We start from the raw sequence: 25,070 nt of genomic DNA, 5'->3' as shown, positions 1-25,070 counted from the left end.
GATGACCACGCAGACAGCCGCGCAGACGGCAGGACAGAGCGCCGGGCAACCCGCCGTGAAGAACATGGCGATCGCCAAGGCGATCAACGAATCGCTGCGCACGGCCCTCGAAGCCGACCCCAAGGTCCTCGTCATGGGCGAGGACGTCGGCAAGCTCGGCGGTGTGTTCCGGGTGACCGACGGCCTCCAGAAGGACTTCGGCGAGGACCGGGTCATCGACACCCCGCTCGCCGAGTCCGGCATCGTCGGCACCGCCATCGGCCTCGCCCTGCGGGGCTACCGCCCTGTGGTCGAAATCCAGTTCGATGGCTTCGTCTTCCCCGCGTACGACCAGATCGTCACCCAGCTCGCCAAGATGCACGCGCGCTCGCTGGGCAAGGTCAAGCTCCCCGTCGTCGTCCGCATCCCCTACGGCGGCGGCATCGGCGCGGTCGAGCACCACTCCGAGTCCCCGGAGGCGCTGTTCGCGCACGTGGCGGGCCTGAAGGTGGTCAGCCCCTCCAACGCCTCGGACGCCTACTGGATGATGCAGCAGGCCATCCAGAGCGACGACCCGGTGATCTTCTTCGAGCCCAAGCGGCGCTACTGGGACAAGGGCGAGGTCAACCCCGAGGCGATCCCCGGCCCGCTGCACAAGGCCAAGGTGGTCCGCGAGGGCACCGACCTCACGCTCGCCGCGTACGGCCCGATGGTGAAGCTCTGCCAGGAGGTCGCCGACGCCGCCGCCGAGGAGGGCAGGGCCCTGGAGGTCCTGGACCTGCGGTCGGTCTCCCCGCTGGACTTCGACTCCGTCCAGGCGTCCGTGGAGCGGACGCGCCGCCTGATCGTGGTCCACGAGGCCCCGGTCTTCTTCGGCTCGGGCGCGGAGATCGCCGCCCGCATCACTGAGCGGTGCTTCTACCACCTGGAGGCCCCGGTCCTCCGCGTCGGCGGGTACCACGCCCCCTATCCGCCGGCCCGGCTGGAGGAGGAGTACCTGCCGAATCTGGACCGGGTGCTCGACGCCGTCGACCGCTCGCTGGCGTACTGAGGGAGAGGTCCGTGACGACGATGACAGACACGTCTCCGCGCGAGTTCAAGATGCCCGACGTGGGCGAGGGACTCACCGAGGCCGAGATCCTCAAGTGGTACGTCCAGCCCGGTGACACCGTCACCGACGGCCAGATCGTCTGCGAGGTCGAGACGGCCAAGGCCGCCGTCGAACTGCCCATCCCCTACGACGGCGTGGTCCGCGCCCTGCACTTCCCCGAGGGCACCACGGTCGACGTCGGCACGTCGATCATCGCGGTGGACGTGGCGGGCGGGGCGGCCCCGGCCGAGCCGGAGTCCCCCGCGGCGAAGCCGGAGCCCGCCGCGAAGCCGGCGGCGGCACCGAGGCCCGCCGCGGCCCCGGCCGCCAAGAAGTCCGAGGGCCGCAAGCCGGTCCTCGTCGGCTACGGCGTCGCCGAGTCCTCCACGAAGCGCCGCCCCCGCAAGGGCGTCCCGGCCGCCGCCGCGCCGGCCGAGGACACGCTGTACGGCGCGGCGGCCCTCCAGGGCATCCAGGGCGTCCAGGGCGAGCTGAACGGGCACGGGCAGCACGGGATCACCGTCGCGCGTCCGCTGGCGAAGCCGCCGGTCCGCAAGCTGGCCAAGGACCTCGGGGTGGACCTGGCGACGATCACCCCGTCCGGCCCGGACGGCATCATCACCCGCGAGGACGTCCACGCTGCCGCGGCCCCGCCGGCGGCTCCCGAGCCGGTGACGCAGGCGCCCACGGCACCGGCGGCCCCCGCCGCCCCTGCCGCGACCGCCGCGTCCGTTCCGGCCCCGGCGCCGGTGGCCTCGTACGACGGCGCGCGCGAGACCCGTGTACCGATCAAGGGTGTCCGGAAGGCGACGGCCGCGGCGATGGTCGGCTCGGCCTTCACCGCGCCGCACGTCACGGAGTTCGTGACCGTCGACGTGACCCGCACGATGAAGCTGGTCGAAGAGCTGAAGCAGGACAAGGAGTTGGCGGGGCTGCGGGTCAATCCGCTGCTGTTGATCGCCAAGGCCCTGCTGGTGGCCATCAGGCGCAATCCGGAGATCAACGCGTCCTGGGACGAGGCCGCACAAGAGATCGTGGTCAAGCACTACGTGAACCTGGGCATCGCCGCGGCCACCCCGCGCGGTCTGATCGTCCCGAACATCAAGGACGCCCACGCGAAGACGCTGCCGCAGCTGGCGGAGTCGCTGGGCGAGCTGGTCGGGACGGCCAAGGAGGGCCGGACCTCCCCGGCCGCCATGCAGGGCGGCACGGTCACCATCACCAATGTGGGTGTCTTCGGCATCGACACCGGCACGCCGATCCTCAACCCCGGCGAGTCCGCGATCCTCGCGGTCGGCTCGATCAAGCTCCAGCCGTGGGTCCACAAGGGGAAGGTGAAGCCCCGCCAGGTCACCACCCTGGCGCTCTCCTTCGACCACCGGTTGGTGGACGGGGAGCTGGGCTCGAAGGTGCTGGCGGACGTGGCGGCGATCCTGGAACAGCCGAAGAGGCTGATCACTTGGGCGTGAGACCCCCCGCTGGGTAGGCTCAGCACACAGGGGCGCCGCAACTTCGGATTGCGACGCCCCTGTCCTGTTCCCGCTCGCGGGGAGAGGTCAGCGCTGGTGCAGCACGTACACCGGTGCCCCGTCCTCCGCCGCACCCACGGGATGGATGCAGGCATGCTTGCGCAGCAGCCGGAGGCACTCGTTGACGCGGTGCACCGACAGACCCGTACGGGCCGCGATCGCCTCCAGCGGCTGCCGCAGCTCACCCTCCTCGACGAGCACCGGCGCGATCACCACGGCCACCGTCCACACGTCCGTTGTCACGGACAATCGCTCGCGCCAGTCGGCCAGCACGGACTCGGTGGTGGGGTGCGTCTCGAAGGCGGTGGCGGCGGGGGCCGGGTGCGCGACGGCGAGGGTGTCGAGCCGGTTGGCGATGCGCTCCATCGCCAGGGCCATGGCCTGCTGAGCGGCGAGGCCGGCCCGCTGCATCTCGAGCATTTGCTGCTGGGTTGCCAGCATTTGCTGTTGTGCGTCCAGCATCTGCTCCTGCAGAGCGAGTGACTTCTGCTGGGCGACCGCCAGTTGCTCGTCCGCCTGGAGGTTGCGCTCCTCCAGCCGGACGATGGCGTCGGCGATCTGCTCGGGCATGGCGTACGCGATGGGCGCGCCGGGGCCGACGGGCTGGACCTCGGCCTCGTCCAGGGCGTAGGAGCCCTCTCGCTGAATGGTCTCGATCACCTCGGCGACCCACTGTTTGAAGGGTGCGCACTCTGGCTTGGTGCAGGCGCCGACGAGCAGGACGAGACCCTGCAGAGAGATGACGTTCAAGTCTCGGCGCCACTCTCTACCTGCGGGAATGCTGAGACCGTAACCCCCAGTTAGGGTCTCGAGAATGTCTCGATGGCGCCCCGGAACGTGATCCGAGAGTGCCTTCTGAGGGTTGGTGTGCCCCAACTGCTTGCAGACATCCACCGCCGGGAACCAATGCGTTCCGTCCGGCATGGTGAGTCGGCGGACGCGGGCTCCGGTGGCCGCGTACACGAAGTCGCCGGCGTCGATGGCGTCGTGCTGCGTCTTGGGGCCGGGTTGGTGCTTGCTGGGTTCGATCATCTGAACCACCTCCGCTGCGGAACGTACGGCGGCGGAAATCGAATATGCCAGCTGGGTTAGCCATGTTCACTATTGCGAGGTAAAGAAGGCCGATCGGCTTGCGCCGAGATGCGAGTAGGGGGCCCACCGCGGTGAGCGGTGGGCCCCCTACTCGTGTGTCCGGCCGGGCGAGACTAGAGCGCCGCGAAGCCGTAGTTCAGGAGCTTCTTCGCGTCCGCCAGACGGGTGTCGGCGTTGGACGCGGTGAGGACCGTGCCGTAGATCGTCTTGCCGTTGCGCGTGGCGGCGAAGACCAGGCAGTACTTCGCCTGGGTCCCGGAGCCCGTCTTGATGCCGATCGCGCCGTTGTACGTGGTCAGCAGCGGCTTGTTGGTGTTCGCCCAGGTGTAGTAGCGGTAGCCGCCGCTCTTGGTCGTCACCTTCTGCTTGGTGCTCACCGTCTTCACGACCGACTTGAACGTCGAGTTCTTCATGACGTTGCGGGCGAGCGTGGTGAGGTCCTTCGGCGACGACTGGTTGGTGCCGTTGCTGATGCCGTCGAACGAGTCGAACTTCGTGTTCGTCATGCCGAGGCTCTTGGCGGTGGAGTTCATCTTGCCGATGAACGACTTCACCCGGGCCGCGCGGGTCGAGCCCGTGCCGAACTTGTCGGCGAGCGCGTACGCGGCGTCGCAGCCCGACGGCAGCATCAGCCCGTAGAGCAGCTGACGGACCGTGACCTTGTCGCCGACGAACAGGCCGGCCGAGGAGGCGCCGTTCTTGACGATGTAGTCGCTGTACGCCTTCTGGACCGTGACCTTGGCGTCCAGGTTCAGGTTCTTCTGCGACAGCACGACCTTGGCGGTCATGATCTTGGTGGTGGAGCCGGTGGCGCGCGCGGTCGTCGCGGTCTTGCCGAAGCTCTTGCCGGTGGCCGGGTTGATCACGAACGCGCCCTTGGCGTTCAGCGTCGGCTTGGCGACGGCGGCCTGCGCGGGAGCGGAGGTGGCTACTCCGGTCGCGATCATCGCACCGGTGGTCACGACTACTGCAGCGGCTCTGCGGACACGTGCGCCCTTTATGGCGGTAATCAAGTCAAGTACCCCGATTGCGTCAAATGTCTGTGGAGCGCGGCCACTTGGGCTCCGTTTGCGGGCAAGCAGGGCCGCTTCTCGTGTGACAAGTGAGTAGCACAAAAGGTTGTGCTCTGGGTGAGGCGGGGGTCAATTCGAGTCCATCTCACAGTCTTTTGACGGGTTCACCATGGGTGTGAGAGGCGTTCGGGGTCGTCTTCGGGGCGGGCGCGCCGTTCCGGATCGTGGACGCGGAACGCAATGCGTACGTGTTGTATCTATGCTGTGGGCATGCCCTCCGCCCCAGCTCCTGCCACCACCACCCCCGTCCCCGCCGTCAAGCAGCCGCCCGCCGCCGACCGTGTCTACGCCCACGTCAAACAGGGCGTGCTGGAGCGCCGCTACGAGGGCGGCACGTTGCTCACCGAGGGCGAGCTGGCCGAGGCGGTCGGCGTGTCCCGGACGCCCGTGCGGGAGGCCCTGCTGCGGCTGGAGGTCGAAGGGCTGATCAAGCTCTACCCGAAGAAGGGCGCCCTGGTGCTGCCCGTCTCCGCGCAGGAGATCGCGGATGTCGTGGAGACCCGGCAGCTGGTCGAGGAGCACGCGGTCCGCAAGACGGCCCCGGCATCGCCGCAGCTGATCGAGCGGCTGGAGAGCCTGCTGGAGCAGCAGAAGGCGCAGGCCGCCGCCGGGGACCTGGCGGGCGCCGCGGTGACGGACCGCTGTTTCCACGCCGAGATCGTCCGCAGCGGGGGCAACGAGATCCTCTCCCGCCTCTACGACCAACTCCGCGACCGGCAGCTGCGGATGGGCGTCGCCGTGATGCACGCCCACCCCGACCGCATCACCAAGACGCTCACCGAGCACGAGGAGATCCTCCGGGCGCTGCGCGCGGGCGACGCGGAGGCGGCCGTGGAGATCGTGCACCGGCACGTCAGCTGGTTCTCCAACCTGGCACGGGGAGAGGTCCGTTGAGCCGCCCCGCCATCACGTCGTCCGCCGGGTCACTGCCCGGAGACCCGCCCGGCGGCCGTCTCGCCCTCGCCGTCTGGGGTGTGGGTGTCTCCGTCTACTTCGTCGCCGTCATCTTCCGTACGTCGCTGGGCGTGGCCGGCCTCGACGCCGCCGAGCGCTTCCATGTGGGCGCCTCCGCCCTGTCGACCTTCTCGATCCTCCAGCTGCTGGTCTACGCCGGCATGCAGATACCCGTCGGCCTGCTGGTCGACCGGCTCGGCACCAAGAAGGTGCTGACGCTGGGCATCCTGCTGTTCACGGCCGGCCAGATCGGCTTCGCGCTGTCGCCGTCGTACGGCATGGCGCTGGCGTCGCGGGCGCTGCTGGGCTGCGGCGACGCGATGACGTTCATCAGTGTGCTGCGGCTGGGCAGCCGGTGGTTCCCGGCCCGGCGCGGACCGATGATCGCGCAGATGGCGGGCCTGGTCGGCATGGCGGGCAACCTGGTCTCGACGCTGCTGCTGGCCCGGCTGCTGCACGGGGTGGGCTGGACGGCGGCGTTCGCGGGCAGTTCGGTCGCCGGTGCGGTCGTGCTGGTCCTCACCCTGCTGTTCCTGAAGGACCACCCGGACGGGCACGAGCCGGAGCCGTTCCCGCACCACGGGGCGGCGTACGTGCGGCGGCAGATCGTGGCGTCCTGGCGGGAGCCCGGCACCCGGCTCGGGATGTGGGTGCACTTCACCACCCAGTTCCCGGCGATGGTGTTCCTGCTGCTGTGGGGGCTGCCGTTCCTGGTCCAGGCGCAGGGGCTCAGCCGGGGCACCGCCGGTGAACTGCTCACCCTCGTCGTCCTGTCCAACATGGTGGTCGGACTGGTGTACGGGCAGATCGTCGCCCGGCACCACGCCGCGCGGCTGCCGCTGGCCCTCGGCACGGTCCTCACGACGGCGGCCGTGTGGGCGACCACGCTCCTGTACCCCGGTGAGCACGCCCCGATGTGGCTCCTGATCGTGCTCTGCGCGGTGCTCGGCGCCTGCGGCCCGGCCTCGATGCTCGGCTTCGACTTCGCCCGCCCGGCGAACCCGCCGGAGCGTCAGGGCACCGCGTCCGGAATCACCAACATGGGTGGTTTCGTCGCCTCCATGACGACCCTCCTCGCGGTCGGCGTCCTCCTGGACCTGACCGACGACGACTACGGCATCGCCTTCTCCGCCGTCTTCGTGCTCCAGGCGCTGGGCCTGAGCCAGATCCTCCGCCTGCGCGGTCGCGCGGCCCGCCGGGAACGGGAACGTCTGGTGGCGAGCCGCGTGGAGACGGTGCACGTACCGGCGTAGGGGCCGGGACACCGCCGGCGTACGGGGCGTGCGGTGCGGTGCGGAAGCTGCCGCTACACGGTCACCGCGAACGCGTGCAGGATCGCCGCGATCAGGTGGGGGTCGCCCTCGGCCTTGATGCGATCGGCGACGAGGTCGGCGGTGACGCGGCCGCAGGCGAGGCGGACGTAGGTCTCCCAGTCGAGGGTGAGGGTGGCGGCGGGGCCGAGCGCGGGAGCGGTCTCCAGCGTCCCGCGGCCCTGGATGTCCACGCGGACGGTACGGATGAACTCCACCGGGCCGTGCACGTCGAAGACGACGGCGGAACTGCGCGGCGCCTGCGCGTCCTCCGCGACCACCTTCGGCAGCACGGACAGCAGTTCGTCACGGACGACGTACGCGCCCGGCGAGTCCAGGTTCCCCGGCTGTCCCAGCGCGGCGCGCAGGTCCTGCTCGTGGACCCAGACGTCGAACGCGCGGTTGCGCATGGCCTGTTCGAGGGTCTGCTCCGTGCCGAGCGGGCCCCGCACCTTGTGCCCCGGATCCCGTGACTCGTTCCGCAGCTGGCGGTTGCGCCGGATGATCGTGTACTCCAGCTCGGAGGTCATCTCCGGCGCGGTGTGATGCCGGCGGGCGTCGACCTGCATCTCCATGTACCGCTGGTGCTCGGTCCGTACGTGGTACAGGTCGCGCGGCAGGGTGTGGATCGGCCGGGGGTCGCCGAGCATCTCGCAGTCCAGGCCGATGACATGGGAGACCACATCGCGCACCGACCAGCCCGGGCAGGGCGTCCGGCGGTTCCACTCGCCCTCCACGAGCGGCGTCACCAGCTCGGATATCGCGTCCACGGAGTGGGTCCAGGCGTCGGCGTAGGGCTGAAGAGTGGGATGCAGACTCACGGAACGGGACCCCTCGGGCGGTCGGTACGTGTCAGTACGGTCGGTACGTGTCGGCTACGTGGATGGCGGTCTTCAGTGGGGGCGTCGGCGTTGACGGCGTGGAGTAGGTCGTCGGCGGCTGTCAGTGGGTGCTGTGAAACGTTAAGTTACGCTGCTCTGAGGCACCCCGGCAGTGCTTTCGTGTGACGATCGTAGGCCGGTGTGGACGTCTCGAATGCCAGGACGGTGGTAGTGTGCGCGCCTCGCTCATCCAGATCGGTGTAGACGAGGATGAATCGGTCGATTCGCGCAGGCGCCGGGTGGCCGCGCTGGTACGGGAGCAGGCCGGCGCCGATCTTGTCGTCCTCCCGGAGCTCTGGACCACCGGCGCGTTCGCGTTCGAATCCTTCGCCGCGGCGGCCGAGCCGCTGGAAGGGCCGACGTACGAGGCGATGGCCAAGGCGGCGAGCGACACGGGCGTCTGGCTGCACGCGGGCTCGATCCCGGAGCGGGACCCCGAGGGAACCCTCTACAACACCTCCCTCGTCTTCTCACCGTCCGGCGACCTCGCCGCGGCCTACCGCAAGATCCACCGCTTCGGCTTCGACAAGGGCGAGGCCGTGCTGATGGGCGCCGGCGCGGAGCTGGTGACGGTCCGGCTGCCGGACACGACCGTCGGCATCGCCACCTGCTACGACCTGCGCTTCCCCGAGCTGTTCCGGGGCCTCGTCGACGCGGGCGCCGAGATGTTCGTCCTCTCGGCGGGCTGGCCGGAGCGCCGGCGCTCCCACTGGACGCTGCTGACGCGGGCCCGGGCCGTGGAGAACCAGGCGTACGTCCTCGCCTGCGGAACGGCCGGCACGCACGCGGGCATCCCGCAGGCCGGCCACTCGATCGTGGTCGATCCCTGGGGCGAGGTCCTGGCGGAGGCGGGCTCGGACGAGGAGGTCCTCACGGTCGACCTCGACCCGACGAAGGTGGCCGCGACCCGGGAGCAGTTCCCCGCGCTGAAGGACAGGCTGCTGGGGCTGGAGCCGCCGCGCCGCTGAGCCTTCGCGGCGGTGCTCCGGCCCCCGTCCCCTCAGTCGTCCCGCTCCCGCTCCGCCAGGTTGATCACGCAGACCGTCACGGCGATGAGCAGAGCCGGGTCGGCGTCGTCGCGGACGACGTCGAGGCCGTAGGTCTCGCGGACGCGCAGCCATCTGCGGGAGATGTGCGCGAGGAGTTCGCCGTCGTACTCGATGACGAACTCACGGTCGAGGATCTTGCCGCTGACGTCGAGTTCGGTGCCGTCCGTCAGGGAGACCCGGAAGTGGTTGCGCAGGAGGGAGAGGCGCTTGCGGCGGACGGTGGCGAGGGGCTCGCCACCGCGTTCGACGACCATGGTGTCGCGCAGCGCGAACATCTTGCGGCGGATGTCGATCAGCACCTGCCCCCGGGTGTCCTTCAGCTCGAAGGTGTCCCGCAGCCGCATGGCCTTGCCGTCGACGAGGAAGGCCTGGTGGCCGTGCTCGTCCTCGATCCAGTAGTCGTCACCGATGCCGAGAAGCCGGTCGCGCACGAGGTATTTCATGCCTGCAGACGTTCCCCGGCGCCCGGTCCGAAACGTCGTCCGTAGGCCGAAGGGCGGAGCGGCTGCCGCTGGTTCCGTTTCGGGGCCGGACGAGGGGTCACCGGGCCCGGGGCCCCGCACGACCCGGGCCGCGTGCGCCCCAGTGGGGCTCGGTCCAGTGGGGCTGGCCTAGTAGCCCTGGTAGCCGCCCCGCTGGTGGTCGTCGTCGATGACCGGGGCCGTGGGGGGCACCACGACCCGCTTCCGCTTGGCGATGCTGCTGAACGTCGCGACCCCGATGAGTCCGACGATCATGAAGATGACGCCGACCAGGTCGAGGTTGACCCCTTGCATGTCCCAGTCGGTGGCGAACGTGAGGATGGCCCCCACCGCGATCAGAATGATGCACCCGCCCAGGCCCATGAGTGTTCCTCCCTGTGTCCGGTTGGGTCGGCCGGTCGTTCCGGTCGTTCGGTCCTACCGGTGGACACCGGGTACCCGGACAGGCCGGTCAGTAACAGCCGTTGGGGACGAGAGGGGGCCCGGGCCGGGCGTCAGCCCTCCAGGAACGCCGCCAGGGCGTTCGCCAGGAGGTAGGGGTCCTTCGCGCCGCACAGCTCGCGGACGCTGTGCATCGAGAGGATGGCCACCCCGATGTCGACCGTGCGGATGCCGTGCCGGGCGGCGGTGATGGGGCCGATGGTGGTGCCGCAGGGCATGGAGTTGTTGGAGACGAACGTCTGGAACGGCACCCCGGCCTTCTCGCAGGCCGCGGCGAAGACGGCGCGGCCCGAACCGTCCGTGGCGTAGCGGTTGTTGACGTTGACCTTCAGGATCGGGCCGCCGTCCGCGCGGGGGTGGTGCGTCGGGTCGTGGCGCTCCGCGTAGTTGGGGTGGACGGCGTGGCCGGTGTCGGAGGAGAGACAGACCGTGCCCGCGAAGGCCCGTGCCCGGTCCTCCAAGGAGCCGCCGCGCGAGAACACCGAGCGCTCCAGGACACCGCCGAGCAGCGGGCCGTCCGCGCCGGTGTCGGACTGAGAGCCGTTCTCCTCGTGGTCGAAGGCGGCGAGGACGGGGATGTGGGGGAGGTCGCCACCGGAGGCGGCGACGGCGGTGAGCGCGGCCGTACCGGCGTGCACGGAGAGGAGGTTGTCCATGCGGGGGCCGGCGAGCAGTTCGTTGTCGCGGCCCAGGTACGCGGGGGGCTCGACGGAGTGGGTCATCAGGTCCCAGCCGGTGACCTCGCCGGCGGGGATGCCCGACTCCTGCTCCAGGAAGGCGATCAGGTCGCCGTCGCGGACGTCGTCGCCGAGGCCCCAGACGGGCTGGAGGTGCCGCTGCTTGTCGAGCTTGAGGCCCTCGGAGGAGACCGTCCGGTCGAGGTGGATGGCGAGTTGGGGGACGCGCAGGAGCGGTCTGTCGACGTTGACGAGGCGGCTGGAGCCGTCGCGCAGGGAGAGCCGGCCGGCGATGCCGAGGTCGCGGTCGAGCCAGGAGTTCATCAGCGGGCCGCCGTAGATCTCGACGGCGACCTGGCGCCAGCCGTGGGCACCGCTGTCGGGACGGGGCTTGACCCGCAGGTTGGGGGAGTCGGTGTGGGCGCCGACGATCCGGAAGGGGGTGTGGGGGTCGGCGCCCTTCGGGACGTACCAGGCGATGATCGCGCCCCCGCGCAGCACATACCGGCCGCCCAGCGAGCCGTCCCACGCGTCGGTCTCCGAGACCTGCCGGAAGCCTGCCTTCTCCAGCCGTTCCGCGGCGCTCGCCACCGCGTGGTACGGGGTCGGGCTGCTCGCCAGGAAGGTCATGAGGTCGTCGGTGTGGCCGCGATCGAAGCGTGGGGGTGTGCGCATGGGGTTCACCTTAACGACGTACGAGGGCCCGCTCCCTGGGGACGGGAGCGGGCCCTCGAGGCGGGCGTGCGCGGGAGTGGGCGCCGGACGGACGGGCAGGGTCCGTCCGGCGCCACGACCTGGTCGGCCGGGGGCGGTCGGCTAGAACGCCGCCTCGTCCAGCTCCATCAGGTCCAGGTCGACACCCTCGGAGATCTTGCGCGCGAGGGTGACGCCCGGGAGGACGTTGGCCGCGAAGAACTTCGCCGCCGCGATCTTGCCGGTGTAGAAGGCCTTGTCCTTGGCGGAGGCGGTCGGGAGCTTCTCGGCGGCGACGACGGCGCCCTTGAGGAGCAGGTAGCCGACGACGACGTCACCGGAGGCCATGAGCAGGCGGGTGGTGTTGAGGCCCACCTTGTAGATGTTCTTGACGTCCTGCTCGGTGGCGGCGAGGTCGGTGAGCAGCAGGCCGACGATGGCCTCCAGCTCGACGGCGGCCTTGGCGAGGTGCTCGCGGGCCCCCTCCAGCTGCTCGCCGCCCTCTGAGAGGGCCAGGAACTTCTTGATCTCCTCGGCGAGGGAGTTGAGCGCGGCGCCCTGGTTGCGGACGATCTTCCGGAAGAAGAAGTCCTGGCCCTGGATCGCGGTGGTGCCCTCGTAGAGGGTGTCGATCTTGGCGTCGCGGATGTACTGCTCGATCGGGTACTCCTGGAGGAACCCGGAGCCGCCGAAGGTCTGCAGGGACTGGGCGAGCTGCTCGTAGCCCTTCTCGGAGCCGTAGCCCTTGACGATGGGCAGGAGCAGGTCGTTGAGGGCCTCCAGGGCGGAGAAGTCCTCGCCGGCCGCCTCCTTGACCTGGATCTCGTCCTGGACGGAGGCCGTGTAGAGGACGAGGGCGCGCATGCCCTCCGCGTACGCCTTCTGCGTCATCAGCGAGCGGCGGACGTCGGGGTGGTGGGTGATGGTGACCTTGGGCGCGGTCTTGTCCATGAAGTTCGCGAGGTCGGGGCCCTGGACGCGCTCCTTGGCGTACTCCAGCGCGTTCAGGTAGCCCGTGGAGAGCGTGGAGATCGCCTTCGTGCCGACCATCATGCGGGCGAACTCGATGATGCGGAACATCTGGCGGATGCCGTCGTGCTTGTCGCCGATCAGCCAGCCCTTGGCGGGGTGGCGGTCGCCGAAGGTCATCTCGCAGGTGTTGGAGGCCTTCAGGCCCATCTTGTGCTCGACGTTCGTCGCGTACACGCCGTTGCGCTCGCCCAGCTCGCCGGTCTCGAAGTCGAAGAGGTACTTCGGGACGAGGAAGAGGGACAGGCCCTTGGTGCCGGGGCCGTGGCCCTCGGGGCGGGCGAGGACGTAGTGGAGGATGTTCTCCTCCATGTCGTGCTCACCGGAGGTGATGAAGCGCTTGACGCCCTCGATGTGCCAGGAGCCGTCCTCCTGCTGGACGGCCTTGGTGCGGCCGGCGCCGACGTCCGAGCCGGCGTCCGGCTCGGTGAGGACCATGGTGGAGCCCCAGGTCTTCTCGACCGCGATCTGGGCGATCTTCTTCTGGACGTCGTTGCCCTCGTCGTAGAGGATGCCGGCGAACGCCGGGCCGGAGGCGTACATCCACACGGCCGGGTTGGCGCCGAGCAGCAGCTCCGCGTAGGACCAGATCAGGGAGCGCGGCGCGGTGGTGCCGCCGATCTCCTCGGGGAGGCCGAGCCGCCAGTACTCGGAGTCCATGAAGGCCTTGTAGCTCTTCTTGAAGGACGCCGGTACCGGGGCGGTGTTGGTCTCCGGGTCGAAGACCGGGGGGTTGCGGTCGGCATCCACGAAGGACTCCGCCAGCTCGTTCTCCGCGAGACGGGCCAGCTCCTCCAGGATGCTCCTGGCGGTGTCCGTGTCCATCTCCGCGAACGGGCCGGTGCCGTACAGCTTGTCGCGCCCGAGGACCTCGAAGAGGTTGAACTCGATGTCGCGGAGATTCGACTTGTAGTGCCCCATGGCGACGGCTCCGTAAGAGAGATCGGCGAGGCACTGGATCCTCGCGCTAGTTCACATACCAACGAGTAGCTTCTCTGTCGATGATGCTACCCATCGGTAATAAGAAGCAACCCCGAGCCGTCCATCTGTGACTCGTTACGCTTTGCCGCATGTACGGCTACGACCAGAGCGCCGGTTCCCAGCAGCAGTACGCCCCGCCGCCGCAGCAGCAGATGCCCGGGCAGATGCCCGGCGGCCAGATGGGGGGCGGGTACGGGCAGCAGCCACCGCTGTACCCGGAGCCGTCCCCGCCCTCCCTCGCGGACGCGGTGCGGGCCTTCACCACCGGGCAGCTGGCGGCGGAGGACTTCCAGCAGGTCTTCGCGTCCTCCAAGGTGTACTGCCCGCGCGGGGACAACCCCGGGTTCCTGGCGCTGCACAACACCCAGCAGCCGGTGATCCCGATGTTCACCTCGCTCAAGGAACTCCGTCGGTACGCCGGCAAGGAGTCCAAGTACTTCGTGATCACCGGTGCGGAGGTGATCGATCTGCTGCCGACCGGGTACGGCTTCGTCCTCGACATGGAGGGGGAGCACCGGATGGTGTTCGACGCGAAGGCCGTGGAGCAGATGGTGGAGTTCGCGATGCGGCGGATGTATGGCTAGACGCGGGTGCGCTCCGCTGGTTGGGCCGGGTCCGGGTTCGGGGTGGTGGGTTCGGTTCGTCGCGGGGTGCGGGGCTGTGGGGGTTGATCGCGCAGTTCCCCGCGCCCCTGGGGTGGGCTGCCGCTGGCCGTAGTGGTTTGCTGAACCGTTTCTTCCGGGCTCTCGGCTCCTCTACTGTTCGCCGGTGACCCGGATCGTCGTCTCGCCGTTGGTCCTCTGGGGCCGGCGGCGTTCTTGCTGTGCGGGGCCGCGTGGGAATGCGACGGGGTCCGTGTGCTGTTGGGCCTGGCAGGAAGTTCAATAGTCAACTAAACTGAGCGCACAAGGAGGTACCGACATGCCCGCAGTGACCGTCGAGAACCCGCTGATCCTGCCCCGTGTCGCCGCGCCGACCGACGCGGTGGCCCGCCCGGTGCTCGCCGTGACGACCGCGCCCAGTGGTTTCGAGGGCGAGGGCTTCCCGGTCCGCCGCGCCTTCGCCGGGATCAACTACCAGCACCTCGACCCGTTCATCATGATGGACCAGATGGGCGAGGTGGACTACGCGCCGGGAGAGCCGAAGGGCACCCCCTGGCACCCGCACCGCGGCTTCGAGACCGTCACCTACATCATCGACGGGATCTTCGACCACCAGGACAGCCACGGCGGTGGCGGCACCATCACCAACGGCGACACCCAGTGGATGACGGCCGGCTCCGGCCTCCTCCACATCGAGGCGCCGCCGGAGTCCCTCGTCATGTCCGGCGGCCTGTTCCACGGCATCCAGCTGTGGGTGAACCTCCCGGCCCGCGACAAGATGATGGCCCCCAAGTACCAGGACATCCGCGGTGGTCAGGTCCAGCTGCTCACCACCCCCGACGGCGGCGCGCTCCTGCGCGTCATCGCCGGCGAGCTGGACGGTCACCAGGGGCCGGGCATCACCCACACCCCGATCACCCTGCTCCACGCGACCGTGGCGCCGGGCGCGGAGATCACCCTGCCGTGGCGCGAGGACTTCAACGCCCTCGCCTACGTCCTCGCCGGGCGCGGCAGCGTCGGCGCGGACCGGCGGCCGATCCACCTCGGTCAGACGGCCGTGTTCGGATCGGGCTCCTCGATCACCTTCCGCGCGGACGAGCAGCAGGACTCGGGCGCCCCCGACCTGGAGATCGTGCTCCTCGGCGGACAGCCGATCCGAGAGCCGATGGCCCACTACGGCCCGTTCGTCATGAACACCCGCGAGGAGCTCCAGCAGGCGTTCGAGGACTTCCAGAAGGGCCGGCTGGGGACGATCCCGGCGGTGCACGGGATGACCTCCGAGGGGCCGCAGGGCTGAGTGCACGAAGGCCGTCCCGCCGGGCAAATGCGGGCTGTCCTCACCAATCGGGCCACCGGGTGTCGTCCGGGTTCACTGTGCGTGGGGTGATCATGCACACCCGGTCGACGCCTGGATGAGCGCCGCCTCCACCGCGTAGGTTTTGGCATGTCCACCCCTTCGGCTGACCTCCGGAGCGGGTGGCTCTCACGGGGGAGAGCGCACCACTCGGATCCCGCCCCGGCCATCGGCCGGGGCGGGCTCAGTCCTGCCCGCTTCCCCGCCGCACACGCAGGGAAACGGGGAGAGACACCATGCGCAGACTGTTCCACGACGATGGATCCCGACGTCCGTCCGGCACTGCTCCGCTCGCTTGAGCACGTCCGCGCTGTCGTTCCTGCGAGGGTGCGCGACCGTCACGGCGGCCCGTTCCGGGGCCGCGGCGGTGGTGGCGGCGCTGCGGCGGCTGCCGGTCTGGTCGGTTCCGGTGCTCTGGACGCTCGCGCTCGGTCTGTGGGGGCTGTCCCGGCAGCACAGCGTGTGGCGGGACGAGGCGGCGACCTGGCAGGTGGCGCGGCGGTCGACCGCCGACATCTGGCACATGCTGGCGCAGGTCGACGTCGTCCACGGGGCCTACTACCTGCTGATGCACGGCCTCTTCAGCTGCTTCGGACCCGGCACGACGACCTTGCGGCTGCCCTCGGTGCTGGCCATGGCGGGAGCGGCGGCCTGTGTCACGGTCGTCGGCCGCCGGCTGGCCGGGCGCTGGGCCGGCCTCGGCGGCGGACTGGTGTTCGGGCTGCTGCCGGCCGTGCAGTTCCACCTCCAGGAGGGCCGCCCGTACGCGCTGACAACGGCCGGCGCCGGACTCTCCACGCTGCTGCTGGTGACCGTGCTCCAGCGGGGGCGCACCCGCTCAGGGGCGCGCTGGGTGGCGTACGGGGGCGTGATCCTGGTGTGCGGGCTGCTGAACTGGCTGTCCCTGCTGATCGTGCCCGCGCACGCGGCGACCCTGGGGTGGACCCGGGCGCCGCGCGCGACCTGGGTGCGCTGGGCGACGGCGTCGGCGGTCGCCGTGACGGGGGTCCTGCCGCTGATCCTGTTCAGCCGGCTCCAGTCCGACCAGGTCTCCTGGATACCGCCGCTGACCTGGCACATGCTGATCGGCCCCGCCGTCCTGCTGATGATCGGCGGTCTGGGGGCGCTGCTGGACCGGCCGCGGGTCGGGCGGCTGTCGGTGGCGGCCGTGGGGCTGCCGCTGCTGGCGGTGCCGCAGCTGGGGCTGCTCGGTCTGTGCCTGATCCGCCCCCTGTTCCTGGACCGCTACATCCTGTTCAGCATGCTGGGCCTGGCGCTGCTGATCGGCACGGCCCTCGACGCGGCGGCACGGGCCGTCCGGCCGGGGTTCCCCAGAACGGCGTCGTGGCTCGTCCCGGTGCTGGTCGCCCTCGCGACGGTGGCGCTGCTGCCGCACGCGCTGGCCCAGCGGTCCCCCGCCAGCCGGGTCGACGACGTCCTGGCGGCGGCCGAGCACGTACGGCAGCTGAAGCGACCCGGGGACGCGGTCCTCTTCACCCCGGCCGCCCGGCGCGACACCGCGCTCGTCTCCCCCGGCGACTTCACGGGCCTGCGGGACATCGCGCTGCTCCGTGGCCCGGTGGCGTCGGGGACGCTCAAGGGGGTGGAGGCGGATCCGGCCCGGATCCGGACCGCGATGCTGGCGCAGCGACGGATCCTGCTGGTCACCGACGCGCCCGGGGTGGCCCGGCCACCGTCGGGGGGACGGGACCGGACGAAGGCGGCCGTGCTGGAGGAGTACTTCGCCGTGGTGGTGGACGAGTCGGTGCGGGGGCGACGGGTGGTCGTGTACGAGCGGCGCTGACGCGCGTACGCGCGCGGCAGGACCGGTGGACCGGCTCGGCGGGTTCGACCGGCCCGGCGGGTTCACCCGGGCGGGGCCCCGTGCGGCGACAGGGGTGGTGGGGCGTGGTGCCCTGGGGGTGTGCAGTTGCTCCCGGAACCCGTGCGGCGTGTGGCCGCGTGGTGTGCCGTCGTGCTGCTGGTGGCCGGGGTCGCGTACGTCGGGGTGCGGCTGTGCGTGGAGTTCCGGACGGCGGTGACGCCGGTGCTGCTCGCGCTGCTCGGGACCGCGCTGCTCGGGCCGCTGCACCGGAGGCTGGTCAAGGCGCGGGTGCCCCGGTCGCTGGCGGCGGGGCTCACCTGCGTGGCCGTGGTCGCGGTCGTCGGCGGGGCGGTCTACATCGTGGTCGCGGCGCTCATCGAGACGGGGGACCAGATCATCGCGTCGTTGCGGAACGCGGCCGGTGACCTCGCTTCGCACTTCGGGGCCGCCGGGACCTCGCTCGACGATCTGGCCGCCAACGCGAAGGAGCTGCTCACCAAGTTCGGGGGGACGGCGGCGTCCAACGTCATCAGCGGGGTGAGCGTCGTCGGGGAGACCATCGCCATGGCCGTGCTCGCGCTGTTCCTCGTCTTCTTCTTCCTGCGGGACTCCCATCGGGCCGTGGACACGATCCGGGCGCTGTCACCGCGTGCGGGCGCGGACACCGTCGAGGCGATCGCGCGGCGGGCCTTCGAGGCGGTCGAGGGGTTCATGCGGGGGACCACGCTCATCGCCCTCATCGACGCGGTCTGCATCACGGTCGGGCTGCTGATCCTGGACGTACCGGGGGCGGTGGGGCTCGGGGCGCTGGTGTTCGTCGGGGCGTATCTGCCGTACCTCGGCGCGTTCGTGTCGGGGGCGGTGGCCGTGCTGGTCGCGCTCGCGGACCGGGGGGTGGTGATCGCGATGTGGACGCTGGGGATCGTGCTGGCCGTGCAGATGCTGGAGGGGCATGTGCTGATGCCGGCCATCCAGAGCCGGACCGTGCAGATGCATCCGGCGGTGGTGATGCTCGCGATCACGGCGGGGGCGTCGGTGGCCGGGGTGCTCGGGATGCTGCTGGCGGTGCCGCTGACGGCCGCGGCGTTCGGGGTGGCGCACGAGCTGAGGGGGCGGTTCGCGTAGGTCCGGGCGAGGCCCCCTCGGCTCCGCACATGGCTGGGGGCCGGGCCCGGCCGGTCAGTTCAGGGGCGCGCCGTTCAGGGACGCGCCGTGCGGACCGTCCGGCGGTGGCGTCTCGTACAGCTCGAACCAGATGCTCTTGCCGTCGCCGCGGGGGTCCACGCCCCAGGCGTCGGCGAGGACGTCCATGAGGACGAGGCCGCGGCCGGAGGAGGCGAGTTCGCCGGGGTGGCGCTTGTGGGGGAGGTCGTCGCTGGCGTCGGTGACCTCGATCCGCATCCGGCGCTTGCCGCCGTCGCCGGTCATCTCGGCGACGAGGAGGGCGTCGGCGTCGGTGTGGACGAGGACGTTGGTCAGCATCTCGGAGACGAGGAGGACGGCGGAGTCGACCTGGTCGCCGCAGGTCCAGTCGTGGAGCAGTTCGCGTACCTGCTGGCGGGCGCCGGCGATGCGTTCGGGCTCCGCCTGGGCGATGGTCAGGGCGGTACGGCGGGTGGGTGCCGGTACGGCGGTGGTGTCGCCGCGGCCGCGTCCCGCGCTCTCCCGGCACAGCAGCAGCATCGCTATGTCGTCCTCGCGCCGGTCGGCGAGCGGGCCGGGCGTGTGGTGCGAGGAGGGCCCGTGCACCCCTTGCACGAGCGCGTCGGCCAACGCCTCCAGCCGCCCGGGCGCGAGGCCCACCGCCACCGGGCGAGGACCGACGGGGGCGGTGGCCGGGGTGAGGGTGCTCGGCTGAGGGGTCTCTTCCCCGAGGTCGGCGGAGGTGGGGCGGGAGGCCTGGGGGCCCGGGAGTTCCGTGCCCTCCTCCCCCTCGTGCGGTGTCGTGTCGAAGGATTCCAGGATGGTGCGGATGCGGCGCCAGCCTGTGTCGAGGTCGTGGCCGCCGGTTTCGATGAGGCCGTCGGTGCACAGGAGCATGGTCTCGCCCGGCTCCAGCACCAGCCGGGTCGTGGGGTAGTCGGCGTCGGGGTCGATGCCGAGGGGGAGGCCGCCCGGGGTGGGCCGGACCAGGACCGTTCCGTCGGCCATGCGGACCATCGGGTCGGGGTGCCCCGCACGGGCGATGTCGAGGACGCCGGACACCGGGTCGACCTCGACGTAGAGGCAGGTCGCGAAGCGCAGGTCGGGATGGGCGTCGGCGGCGGAGTCGGTGATGCCGTGCAGGAAGCGCGAGGCGCGGGAGAGGACGGCGTCGGGGCGGTGGCCCTCGGAGGCGTAGGCGCGCAGGGCTATGCGGAGCTGGCCCATGAGACCGGCGGCGCGGACGTCATGGCCCTGGACGTCGCCGATGACCAGGGCGAACCGGCCGCTCGGCAGGGCGATCATGTCGTACCAGTCGCCGCCGACCTGGAGTCCGCCGCCGGTGGGGACGTACCGCGCGGCGACGCTCATGCCCGGTATCTCGGGGCCCAGCGTGGGCAGCATCGTGCGTTGCAGGCCGTCGGTCAGCTCGCGCTCGGTCTCGGCCGCGCCGGCGCGGGAGAGCGCCTGGGCGAGCATGCGCGCGACGGTGGTCAGGACCGAGCGCTCGTCGGGGGTGAAGGTGACGGGGTGGGTGAAGCCCGCCATCCACGCGCCCATCGTGCGGCCGGCGACGGTCAGCGGCAGGAACGCCCAGGACTGGCGGCCGAACTGTTCGGCGAGCGGCCAGGCCGTGGGGTAGCGCGCCTTGTACTCCTCGGGGGAGGAGAGATAGACGGCGCGGCCGGTGCGGACCACCTCGGCCGCCGGGTAGTCCGTCTCCAGCGGCATATGGGTGAAGGGGCCCTCGTCGCCCTGGTTGTGCCCGTGGTGGCCGATGACGGTGAGGCGGTCGGCCTCCACGCCGAAGACCGCGAGCCCGTCCGGGGAGAAGCCGGGCATCGCGAGGCCCGCCGCGACCCGCAGCACCTCGGCCGTGGACCGCGCCTCGGCCAGCGCCCGGCCCGCGTCCAGCAGGAACGCCTCCCGCGAACGCCGCCAGTCGCCGGTGACGGAGGGAGCCCGGACGGCGGTCGCCGGGGAGGGCTCGGTGACCTCCTGGATGGTGCCGATCAGCTCGAAGGACTTGCGCACCGGGTCGAAGGTCGGCTTGGAGCGGCTGCGGATCGTGCGGATCACCCGGCCCCGCTCGTCCATGACCCGGATCCGCACCTCGGCGAGGGTGTCCTCGGCGACGGCGAGCTGCACGACCGAGACGATCTCGTTCCAGTCGACGGGGTGCAGACGCGAGCGCGCCCCGGCCTGGGTGAGGGTGGTCGGCTCGGCGGGCAGCCCCATGAGCCGGGCGGCCTCGGCGTCCAGCGTGACGGTTCCGGCAGCGCTGTCCCAGGTCCACAGTCCCGTCGCGAGGGCGGACAGGACGTCCCCCACGGTGGGCGGGGGCTCACCAGTGCGCATTGACCCACTCTAAGAACAGCTGATCGGACCGTGCCACCGAAGCCGTACCGGGCACCGAGGGGTGCCGGAAGCCATGACGGAGCCATGGGCCGACGAGGACCATGACGTGAGACATGACGAGAAACCACGACCGGTGGCGACGGAGGTGACGGCAATCGACGCTAGCGACAGTAACCGCTTGCGGTCCTGCCCATGGCTATGACCGTGTGTATCCGGTCAGAAGAACGGCCGCCGGGTCACCCCGGCCCGGCCCCCGGACGGTAAGCGCTACAGCTCCTCGCTCCCCGAGAGAAATGGTGGGGAGGCGATCTCGGGGTGCCCGGTACCCTTGGCGTTGTTTCACGTGAAACAGCGGCCCTAGGGAACACCGGCCGCGAGACACCCGCCAGATCCCCGATCAGCGAAGGCTGGATGAACGACGATGCATCGGTACAGGTCCCACACCTGCGGCGAGCTCCGCGCCTCTGACGTCGGCACCGACGTCCGGCTGAGCGGCTGGCTGCACAATCGGCGCGACCTGGGCGGCATCCTCTTCATCGATCTCCGCGATCACTACGGCATCACGCAGCTGGTGGCCCGTCCGGGCACCCCCGCCTACGAGGCGCTGGACAAGATCTCCAAGGAGTCGACCGTCCGCGTCGACGGCAAGGTCGTCTCGCGCGGCGCCGAGAACATCAACCCGGATCTGCCCTCCGGCGAGATCGAGGTCGAGGTCGGCGAGGTCGAGCTGCTCGGCGCGGCCGCCCCGCTCCCCTTCACGATCAACGCCGAGGACGGGGTCAACGAGGAGCGGCGCCTGGAGTACCGCTTCCTCGACCTGCGCCGCGAGCGCATGCACCGCAACATCATGCTGCGTACGGCCGTGATCAGCGCCATCCGTCACAAGATGACGGCCCTCGGCTTCAACGAGATGGCCACGCCGATCCTCTCCGCCACTTCCCCCGAGGGCGCCCGCGACTTCGTCGTGCCCTCGCGCCTCAACCCGGGCAAGTTCTACGCGCTCCCCCAGGCCCCGCAGCAGTTCAAGCAGCTGCTGATGATCTCGGGCTTCGACCGCTACTTCCAGATCGCGCCCTGCTTCCGTGACGAGGACGCGCGCGCGGACCGTTCGCCGGGCGAGTTCTACCAGCTCGACGTGGAGATGTCCTTCGTCGAGCAGGAGGACGTCTTCCAGCCCATCGAGAAGCTCATGACCGAGCTGTTCGAGGAGTTCGGCAACGGCCGGCACGTCACCTCGCCCTTCCCGCGCATCCCGTTCCGCGAGGCGATGCTCAAGTACGGCTCCGACAAGCCGGACCTGCGCGCCCAGCTGGAGCTGGTGGACATCACCGACGTCTTCGAGGGCTCGGAGTTCAAGGCGTTCGCCGGCAAGCACGTGCGCGCGCTCGCCGTGCCGGACGTCTCGGCCCAGCCGCGCAAGTTCTTCGACCAGCTCGGCGAGTACGCGATCGAGCAGGGCGCCAAGGGTCTGGCCTGGGTGCGGGTCGCGGAGGACGGTTCGCTGTCCGGCCCGATCGCCAAGTTCCTCACCGAGGAGAACGTCGCCGAGCTGACCAAGCGTCTGTCGCTGGCCGCCGGTCACGCGGTCTTCTTCGGCGCGGGCGAGTTCGAAGAGGTCTCGAAGATCATGGGCGCGGTGCGGGTCGAGGCCGCCAAGCGCGCCGGGCACTTCGAGGAGGGCGTCTTCCGGTTCTGCTGGATCGTCGACTTCCCGATGTACGAGAAGGACGAGGAGACCGGCAAGATCGACTTCTCGCACAACCCCTTCTCCATGCCGCAGGGCGGTCTGGAGGCCCTGGAGACCCAGGACCCGCTGGACATCCTCGGCTGGCAGTACGACATCGTCTGCAACGGCGTCGAGCTGTCCTCCGGCGCCATCCGGAACCACGAGCCCGAGATCATGCTCAAGGCCTTCGAGATCGCGGGCTACGACCGTGACACCGTCGAGGAGCAGTTCGCGGGCATGCTGCGCGCGTTCCGCTTCGGCGCCCCGCCGCACGGCGGCATCGCGCCGGGTGTCGACCGCATCGTCATGCTCCTCGCGGACGAGCCCAACATCCGCGAGACCATCGCCTTCCCGCTCAACGGCAACGCCCAGGACCTGATGATGGGCGCGCCGACGGAGCTGGAGGAGGCGCGGCTGCGCGAGCTGCACCTGTCGGTGCGGAAGCCGCAGCCGAAGTAAGGCAAGCCTTTATCGGTGCTTTCCCGAAAGGGACCTGAAATCGTCCGTCGATTTCAGGTCCCTTTCGTATGGCCGGGGAAAAGAGGACCTTTTCTCAGCTCGCTGACAGGTTTCTTATCTAACTTCCCGGCGCATGACAGCGAATCAACAGGATCACCAGGATCAACCGGATGTGACGCGTCGTAAGGTCGTCGTGGCCGGCGCGGGTGCCGTCGCGGCGGTGGGCCTCGGCGGCGCCATGGCGGCGAACGCCTTCGCCGGAGAGCAGAGCGGGAAGACGGGCGACGACTCCGCGCCCTTACCGGAGGAGTGCTACCGGCTGACCTCCGAAACCATGGAGGGCCCGTACTACATCGACGCCGACAAGATCCGCCGGGACGTCACCGAGGACCGGGAGGGCATCCCCCTCACCCTGCGTCTCAAGGTGATCGACTCCGATACGTGCCGGCCTGTCCGCGACGCGGCCGTCGACATCTGGCAGTGCGACGCGGTGGGTGTCTACTCCGGCTACGAGGACATGGGCAACGGTGACGGCGGCGGCCCGGCCCCCACGGGCCCGCCTCCGACCGGCGGCCCCTCCGGCCCGCCCCCGGGCGGCGGCCACCAGGAGCCGACGGACGACACCCGCTATCTGCGCGGCACCTGGCGGACGGACCGGCAGGGCTTCGTCTCCTTCCGGACCGTCTTCCCGGGCTGGTACCGCGGGCGGTGCGTGCACATCCACACCAAGGTGCACGTCGACGGTGAGTGGACGGACGCCGGTTACGAGGGCGGCACCACCTGCCACACCGGCCAGTTCTTCTTCGACGAGGAGTCCGTCCTCGCCTCCGCGGAGATCGAGCCGTACGCGTCGAACACGGCGGAGCGCACGACGCTCGACGAGGACTTCATCTACGACGGCAACGGAGCCCAGGGGGGACTCCTGAAGCTCCGCTACGACCGCCGGGACATCGCGAAGGGTGTGCGGGCCTCGCTCACGGTGGGCGTGGACCCGCAGGCGACCAACGACGGATAAAAGAGAAGGGGCCCGAAAAGGACGGCCATTTCGGGCCCCTTTCTTTGCTGTGTCCGGGAAATGCGGGGCGAACCACAGTCCCCTCTCATCGTCCTGACAGCCAGGCTCCCTAATTTGCTGCGCATGACGGGAAACCAGACCGGAAACGAGAAGGCCCAGGGGCCGAAACACAAGCGGGACCTGACGCGCCGCAAGGTCGTCGTGGCGGGCGCGGGCGCCGTGGCCGCGGTGGGCGTGGGCGGAGCGGTCGTCGCGACCGCGAGCGCGGGCACGAACGAGAAGGGCACCGCCACCCCCCTCTCCTCCACGAACGCCAGTGCCGGAGAGGAGTGCTACCGGCTCACCTCGGAGACCACCGAGGGCCCGTACTACATCGACGCGGACAAGATCCGCCGGGACATCACCGAGGACAAGGAGGGCATCCCCCTCACCCTGCGCCTCAAGGTGATCGACTCCGAGACCTGCGAGCCCCTCCGCGACGCGGCCGTCGACATCTGGCACTGCGACGCGCTCGGGCTCTACTCGGGCTACGAGAGTTTCTCCGAGGGCGGCGGCACCGCCCCCACCGACGCGCCCTCGGGCGAGCCGACGGGTGAGCCGCCGACCGGCGAGCCCCCGGCCGGCGGTGGCGGCGGCGGGCACGAGGAGCCGACGAGCGACACCCGCTATCTGCGCGGCACCTGGCGGACCGACAAGCAGGGCCGGGTCACCTTCACGACGATCTTCCCGGGCTGGTACCGGGGCCGGTGCGTGCACATCCACACCAAGGTCCATGTCGACGGTGAGTGGACGGACGCCGGTTACGAGGGCGGCACCACCTGCCACACCGGCCAGTTCTTCTTCGACGAGGAGTCCGTCCTCGCCTCCGCCGAGGTCGCGCCGTACTCGACCTCCACGACCGAGCGCACCACCCTCGACGACGACACCATCTACGACGGCAGCGGCACCCAGGGCGGGCTGCTCAAGCTGAAGTACAAGAAGAACGGCATCGCCAAGGGGGTCGTCGGCTCGATCACGGTCGGCGTCGACCCGGAGGCCACGAACACCGGCACGGACGACTCCGTCCAGCCGGGCGCGTCGGAGACGACGTCGGAGTCCGCCTCGGCGAGCTGACCCCGATCGTCGTACGCCGTCACCGAGCGGCCGACAGGTGTACGACCCGGCGCGCGCCGAAGGCCCGGAACCCCCTCCCCCTGGGTTCCGGGCCTTCGGCGTGCGCCCGAGCCAAAGCCGGTTGCCCGCTGGGGAAGTCATCAGGGGACGCACAGGTTTCTCGGCGGACGATCACAGCGGGAAGGAGTGTCATGGGACGTACAGGGTGAGGAACC

The 25,070-nt window shown here is 70.4% G+C and carries 20 protein-coding genes; 12 read left to right on the top strand and 8 right to left on the bottom strand.

Annotated features, from left to right (window positions below):
• Nucleotide 1: 1 nt before the first annotated feature.
• Nucleotides 2–1,030 (top strand): alpha-ketoacid dehydrogenase subunit beta, encoded by a 1,029-nt coding sequence (locus HW837_RS03280; RefSeq protein ID WP_045558565.1) that lies wholly within the window; start codon nucleotides 2–4, stop codon nucleotides 1,028–1,030.
• Nucleotides 1,031–1,041: 11 nt separating this feature from the next.
• A complete protein-coding gene (locus tag HW837_RS03275; RefSeq protein ID WP_193379371.1) occupies nucleotides 1,042–2,538 on the top strand; it encodes a dihydrolipoamide acetyltransferase family protein in 1,497 nt (498 codons plus the stop codon).
• Nucleotides 2,539–2,625: 87 nt separating this feature from the next.
• On the opposite strand, the gene HW837_RS03270 is transcribed toward HW837_RS03275, so the two are convergent.
• Nucleotides 2,626–3,630, bottom strand: coding sequence for a BRO-N domain-containing protein (locus tag HW837_RS03270; protein WP_093790294.1), 1,005 nt, complete (start codon nucleotides 3,628–3,630; stop codon nucleotides 2,626–2,628).
• A 173-nt stretch (nucleotides 3,631–3,803) separates the two neighbouring features.
• The gene (locus HW837_RS03265) at nucleotides 3,804–4,637 is read right to left on the bottom strand and encodes a D-alanyl-D-alanine carboxypeptidase family protein (RefSeq protein ID WP_237280681.1); all 834 of its coding nucleotides are present in this window, start codon (nucleotides 4,635–4,637) and stop codon (nucleotides 3,804–3,806) included.
• A gap of 336 nt (nucleotides 4,638–4,973) precedes the next feature.
• On the opposite strand from HW837_RS03265, the gene HW837_RS03260 reads away from it, so the two are divergent.
• Both HW837_RS03260 and HW837_RS03255 read left to right on the top strand, forming a co-directional pair.
• The gene (locus tag HW837_RS03260; RefSeq protein ID WP_045558569.1) at nucleotides 4,974–5,657 is read left to right on the top strand and encodes a GntR family transcriptional regulator; all 684 of its coding nucleotides are present in this window, start codon (nucleotides 4,974–4,976) and stop codon (nucleotides 5,655–5,657) included.
• Nucleotides 5,654–6,970, top strand: coding sequence for an MFS transporter (locus HW837_RS03255; protein WP_093790292.1), 1,317 nt, complete (start codon nucleotides 5,654–5,656; stop codon nucleotides 6,968–6,970). Before HW837_RS03260 ends, HW837_RS03255 begins: the two co-directional genes overlap by 4 nt.
• A gap of 53 nt (nucleotides 6,971–7,023) precedes the next feature.
• On the opposite strand, the gene HW837_RS03250 is transcribed toward HW837_RS03255, so the two are convergent.
• Nucleotides 7,024–7,848, bottom strand: a complete 825-nt coding sequence (locus HW837_RS03250; protein WP_045558571.1) for a maleylpyruvate isomerase family mycothiol-dependent enzyme — start codon at nucleotides 7,846–7,848, stop codon at nucleotides 7,024–7,026.
• A gap of 233 nt (nucleotides 7,849–8,081) precedes the next feature.
• Here HW837_RS03250 and HW837_RS03245 point away from each other — a divergent pair, with 233 nt between their 5' ends.
• The gene (locus HW837_RS03245; protein WP_045558572.1) at nucleotides 8,082–8,876 is read left to right on the top strand and encodes a carbon-nitrogen family hydrolase; all 795 of its coding nucleotides are present in this window, start codon (nucleotides 8,082–8,084) and stop codon (nucleotides 8,874–8,876) included.
• A gap of 32 nt (nucleotides 8,877–8,908) precedes the next feature.
• On the opposite strand, the gene HW837_RS03240 is transcribed toward HW837_RS03245, so the two are convergent.
• From HW837_RS03240 to HW837_RS03225, 4 genes are all read right to left on the bottom strand, one after another.
• Nucleotides 8,909–9,400, bottom strand: coding sequence for an LURP-one-related/scramblase family protein (locus HW837_RS03240; protein WP_093790291.1), 492 nt, complete (start codon nucleotides 9,398–9,400; stop codon nucleotides 8,909–8,911).
• Nucleotides 9,401–9,568: 168 nt separating this feature from the next.
• Nucleotides 9,569–9,802, bottom strand: a complete 234-nt coding sequence (locus HW837_RS03235; RefSeq protein WP_045558574.1) for a DUF6458 family protein — start codon at nucleotides 9,800–9,802, stop codon at nucleotides 9,569–9,571.
• Nucleotides 9,803–9,933: 131 nt separating this feature from the next.
• Nucleotides 9,934–11,232 carry a M18 family aminopeptidase gene (locus HW837_RS03230; protein WP_093790290.1) on the bottom strand — a complete coding sequence of 433 codons (1,299 nt, stop codon included), beginning with the start codon at nucleotides 11,230–11,232 and terminating at the stop codon, nucleotides 9,934–9,936.
• Nucleotides 11,233–11,373: 141 nt separating this feature from the next.
• Nucleotides 11,374–13,200 (bottom strand): acyl-CoA dehydrogenase, encoded by a 1,827-nt coding sequence (locus HW837_RS03225; protein WP_045558576.1) that lies wholly within the window; start codon nucleotides 13,198–13,200, stop codon nucleotides 11,374–11,376.
• Nucleotides 13,201–13,349: 149 nt separating this feature from the next.
• On the opposite strand from HW837_RS03225, the gene HW837_RS03220 reads away from it, so the two are divergent.
• From HW837_RS03220 to HW837_RS03205, 4 genes are all read left to right on the top strand, one after another.
• On the top strand, nucleotides 13,350–13,844 hold the full coding sequence (locus HW837_RS03220) for an SseB family protein (RefSeq protein ID WP_045558577.1): 495 nt from the start codon (nucleotides 13,350–13,352) through the stop codon (nucleotides 13,842–13,844).
• A 337-nt stretch (nucleotides 13,845–14,181) separates the two neighbouring features.
• Nucleotides 14,182–15,159 (top strand): pirin family protein, encoded by a 978-nt coding sequence (locus HW837_RS03215; RefSeq protein ID WP_045558578.1) that lies wholly within the window; start codon nucleotides 14,182–14,184, stop codon nucleotides 15,157–15,159.
• Nucleotides 15,160–15,583: 424 nt separating this feature from the next.
• The gene (locus HW837_RS03210; RefSeq protein ID WP_237314191.1) at nucleotides 15,584–17,020 is read left to right on the top strand and encodes a glycosyltransferase family 39 protein; all 1,437 of its coding nucleotides are present in this window, start codon (nucleotides 15,584–15,586) and stop codon (nucleotides 17,018–17,020) included.
• 120 nt (nucleotides 17,021–17,140) lie between these two features.
• Nucleotides 17,141–18,166 carry an AI-2E family transporter gene (locus tag HW837_RS03205; RefSeq protein ID WP_193379373.1) on the top strand — a complete coding sequence of 342 codons (1,026 nt, stop codon included), beginning with the start codon at nucleotides 17,141–17,143 and terminating at the stop codon, nucleotides 18,164–18,166.
• Between the two features lie 54 nt (nucleotides 18,167–18,220).
• On the opposite strand, the gene HW837_RS03200 is transcribed toward HW837_RS03205, so the two are convergent.
• Nucleotides 18,221–20,542 carry a SpoIIE family protein phosphatase gene (locus HW837_RS03200; protein ID WP_193379374.1) on the bottom strand — a complete coding sequence of 774 codons (2,322 nt, stop codon included), beginning with the start codon at nucleotides 20,540–20,542 and terminating at the stop codon, nucleotides 18,221–18,223.
• Nucleotides 20,543–20,963: 421 nt separating this feature from the next.
• Here HW837_RS03200 and aspS point away from each other — a divergent pair, with 421 nt between their 5' ends.
• From aspS to HW837_RS03185, 3 genes are all read left to right on the top strand, one after another.
• Complete coding sequence (gene aspS, locus HW837_RS03195; protein WP_093790288.1) at nucleotides 20,964–22,727, top strand: aspartate--tRNA ligase; 1,764 nt, start codon at nucleotides 20,964–20,966, stop codon at nucleotides 22,725–22,727.
• Between the two features lie 133 nt (nucleotides 22,728–22,860).
• A complete protein-coding gene (locus tag HW837_RS03190; RefSeq protein WP_060883968.1) occupies nucleotides 22,861–23,742 on the top strand; it encodes an intradiol ring-cleavage dioxygenase in 882 nt (293 codons plus the stop codon).
• A 123-nt stretch (nucleotides 23,743–23,865) separates the two neighbouring features.
• Nucleotides 23,866–24,855 carry an intradiol ring-cleavage dioxygenase gene (locus HW837_RS03185; protein WP_045558583.1) on the top strand — a complete coding sequence of 330 codons (990 nt, stop codon included), beginning with the start codon at nucleotides 23,866–23,868 and terminating at the stop codon, nucleotides 24,853–24,855.
• The last annotated feature ends 215 nt before the right edge of the window (nucleotides 24,856–25,070 follow it).

This window comes from Streptomyces caniscabiei (genome assembly GCF_014930365.1).
GTDB classification, from domain to species: Bacteria; Actinomycetota; Actinomycetes; order Streptomycetales; family Streptomycetaceae; genus Streptomyces; species Streptomyces caniscabiei.
The sequence above is the reverse complement of the archived record's forward strand: the minus strand, read 5'-3'. Positions and strand labels throughout refer to the sequence as shown.

Coding starts and splice junctions, on each gene's coding strand:
- HW837_RS03280 (WP_045558565.1), top strand. CDS start 2: ATGACCACGCAGACAGCCGCGCAGACGGCAGGACAGAGCGCCGGGCAA.
- HW837_RS03270 (WP_093790294.1), bottom strand. CDS start 3,630: ATGATCGAACCCAGCAAGCACCAACCCGGCCCCAAGACGCAGCACGAC.
- HW837_RS03265 (WP_237280681.1), bottom strand. CDS start 4,637: ATGATCGCGACCGGAGTAGCCACCTCCGCTCCCGCGCAGGCCGCCGTC.
- HW837_RS03260 (WP_045558569.1), top strand. CDS start 4,974: ATGCCCTCCGCCCCAGCTCCTGCCACCACCACCCCCGTCCCCGCCGTC.
- HW837_RS03240 (WP_093790291.1), bottom strand. CDS start 9,400: ATGAAATACCTCGTGCGCGACCGGCTTCTCGGCATCGGTGACGACTAC.
- HW837_RS03235 (WP_045558574.1), bottom strand. CDS start 9,802: ATGGGCCTGGGCGGGTGCATCATTCTGATCGCGGTGGGGGCCATCCTC.
- HW837_RS03230 (WP_093790290.1), bottom strand. CDS start 11,232: ATGCGCACACCCCCACGCTTCGATCGCGGCCACACCGACGACCTCATG.
- HW837_RS03225 (WP_045558576.1), bottom strand. CDS start 13,200: ATGGGGCACTACAAGTCGAATCTCCGCGACATCGAGTTCAACCTCTTC.
- HW837_RS03220 (WP_045558577.1), top strand. CDS start 13,350: ATGTACGGCTACGACCAGAGCGCCGGTTCCCAGCAGCAGTACGCCCCG.
- HW837_RS03215 (WP_045558578.1), top strand. CDS start 14,182: ATGCCCGCAGTGACCGTCGAGAACCCGCTGATCCTGCCCCGTGTCGCC.
- HW837_RS03200 (WP_193379374.1), bottom strand. CDS start 20,542: ATGCGCACTGGTGAGCCCCCGCCCACCGTGGGGGACGTCCTGTCCGCC.
- aspS (WP_093790288.1), top strand. CDS start 20,964: ATGCATCGGTACAGGTCCCACACCTGCGGCGAGCTCCGCGCCTCTGAC.
- HW837_RS03190 (WP_060883968.1), top strand. CDS start 22,861: ATGACAGCGAATCAACAGGATCACCAGGATCAACCGGATGTGACGCGT.
- HW837_RS03185 (WP_045558583.1), top strand. CDS start 23,866: ATGACGGGAAACCAGACCGGAAACGAGAAGGCCCAGGGGCCGAAACAC.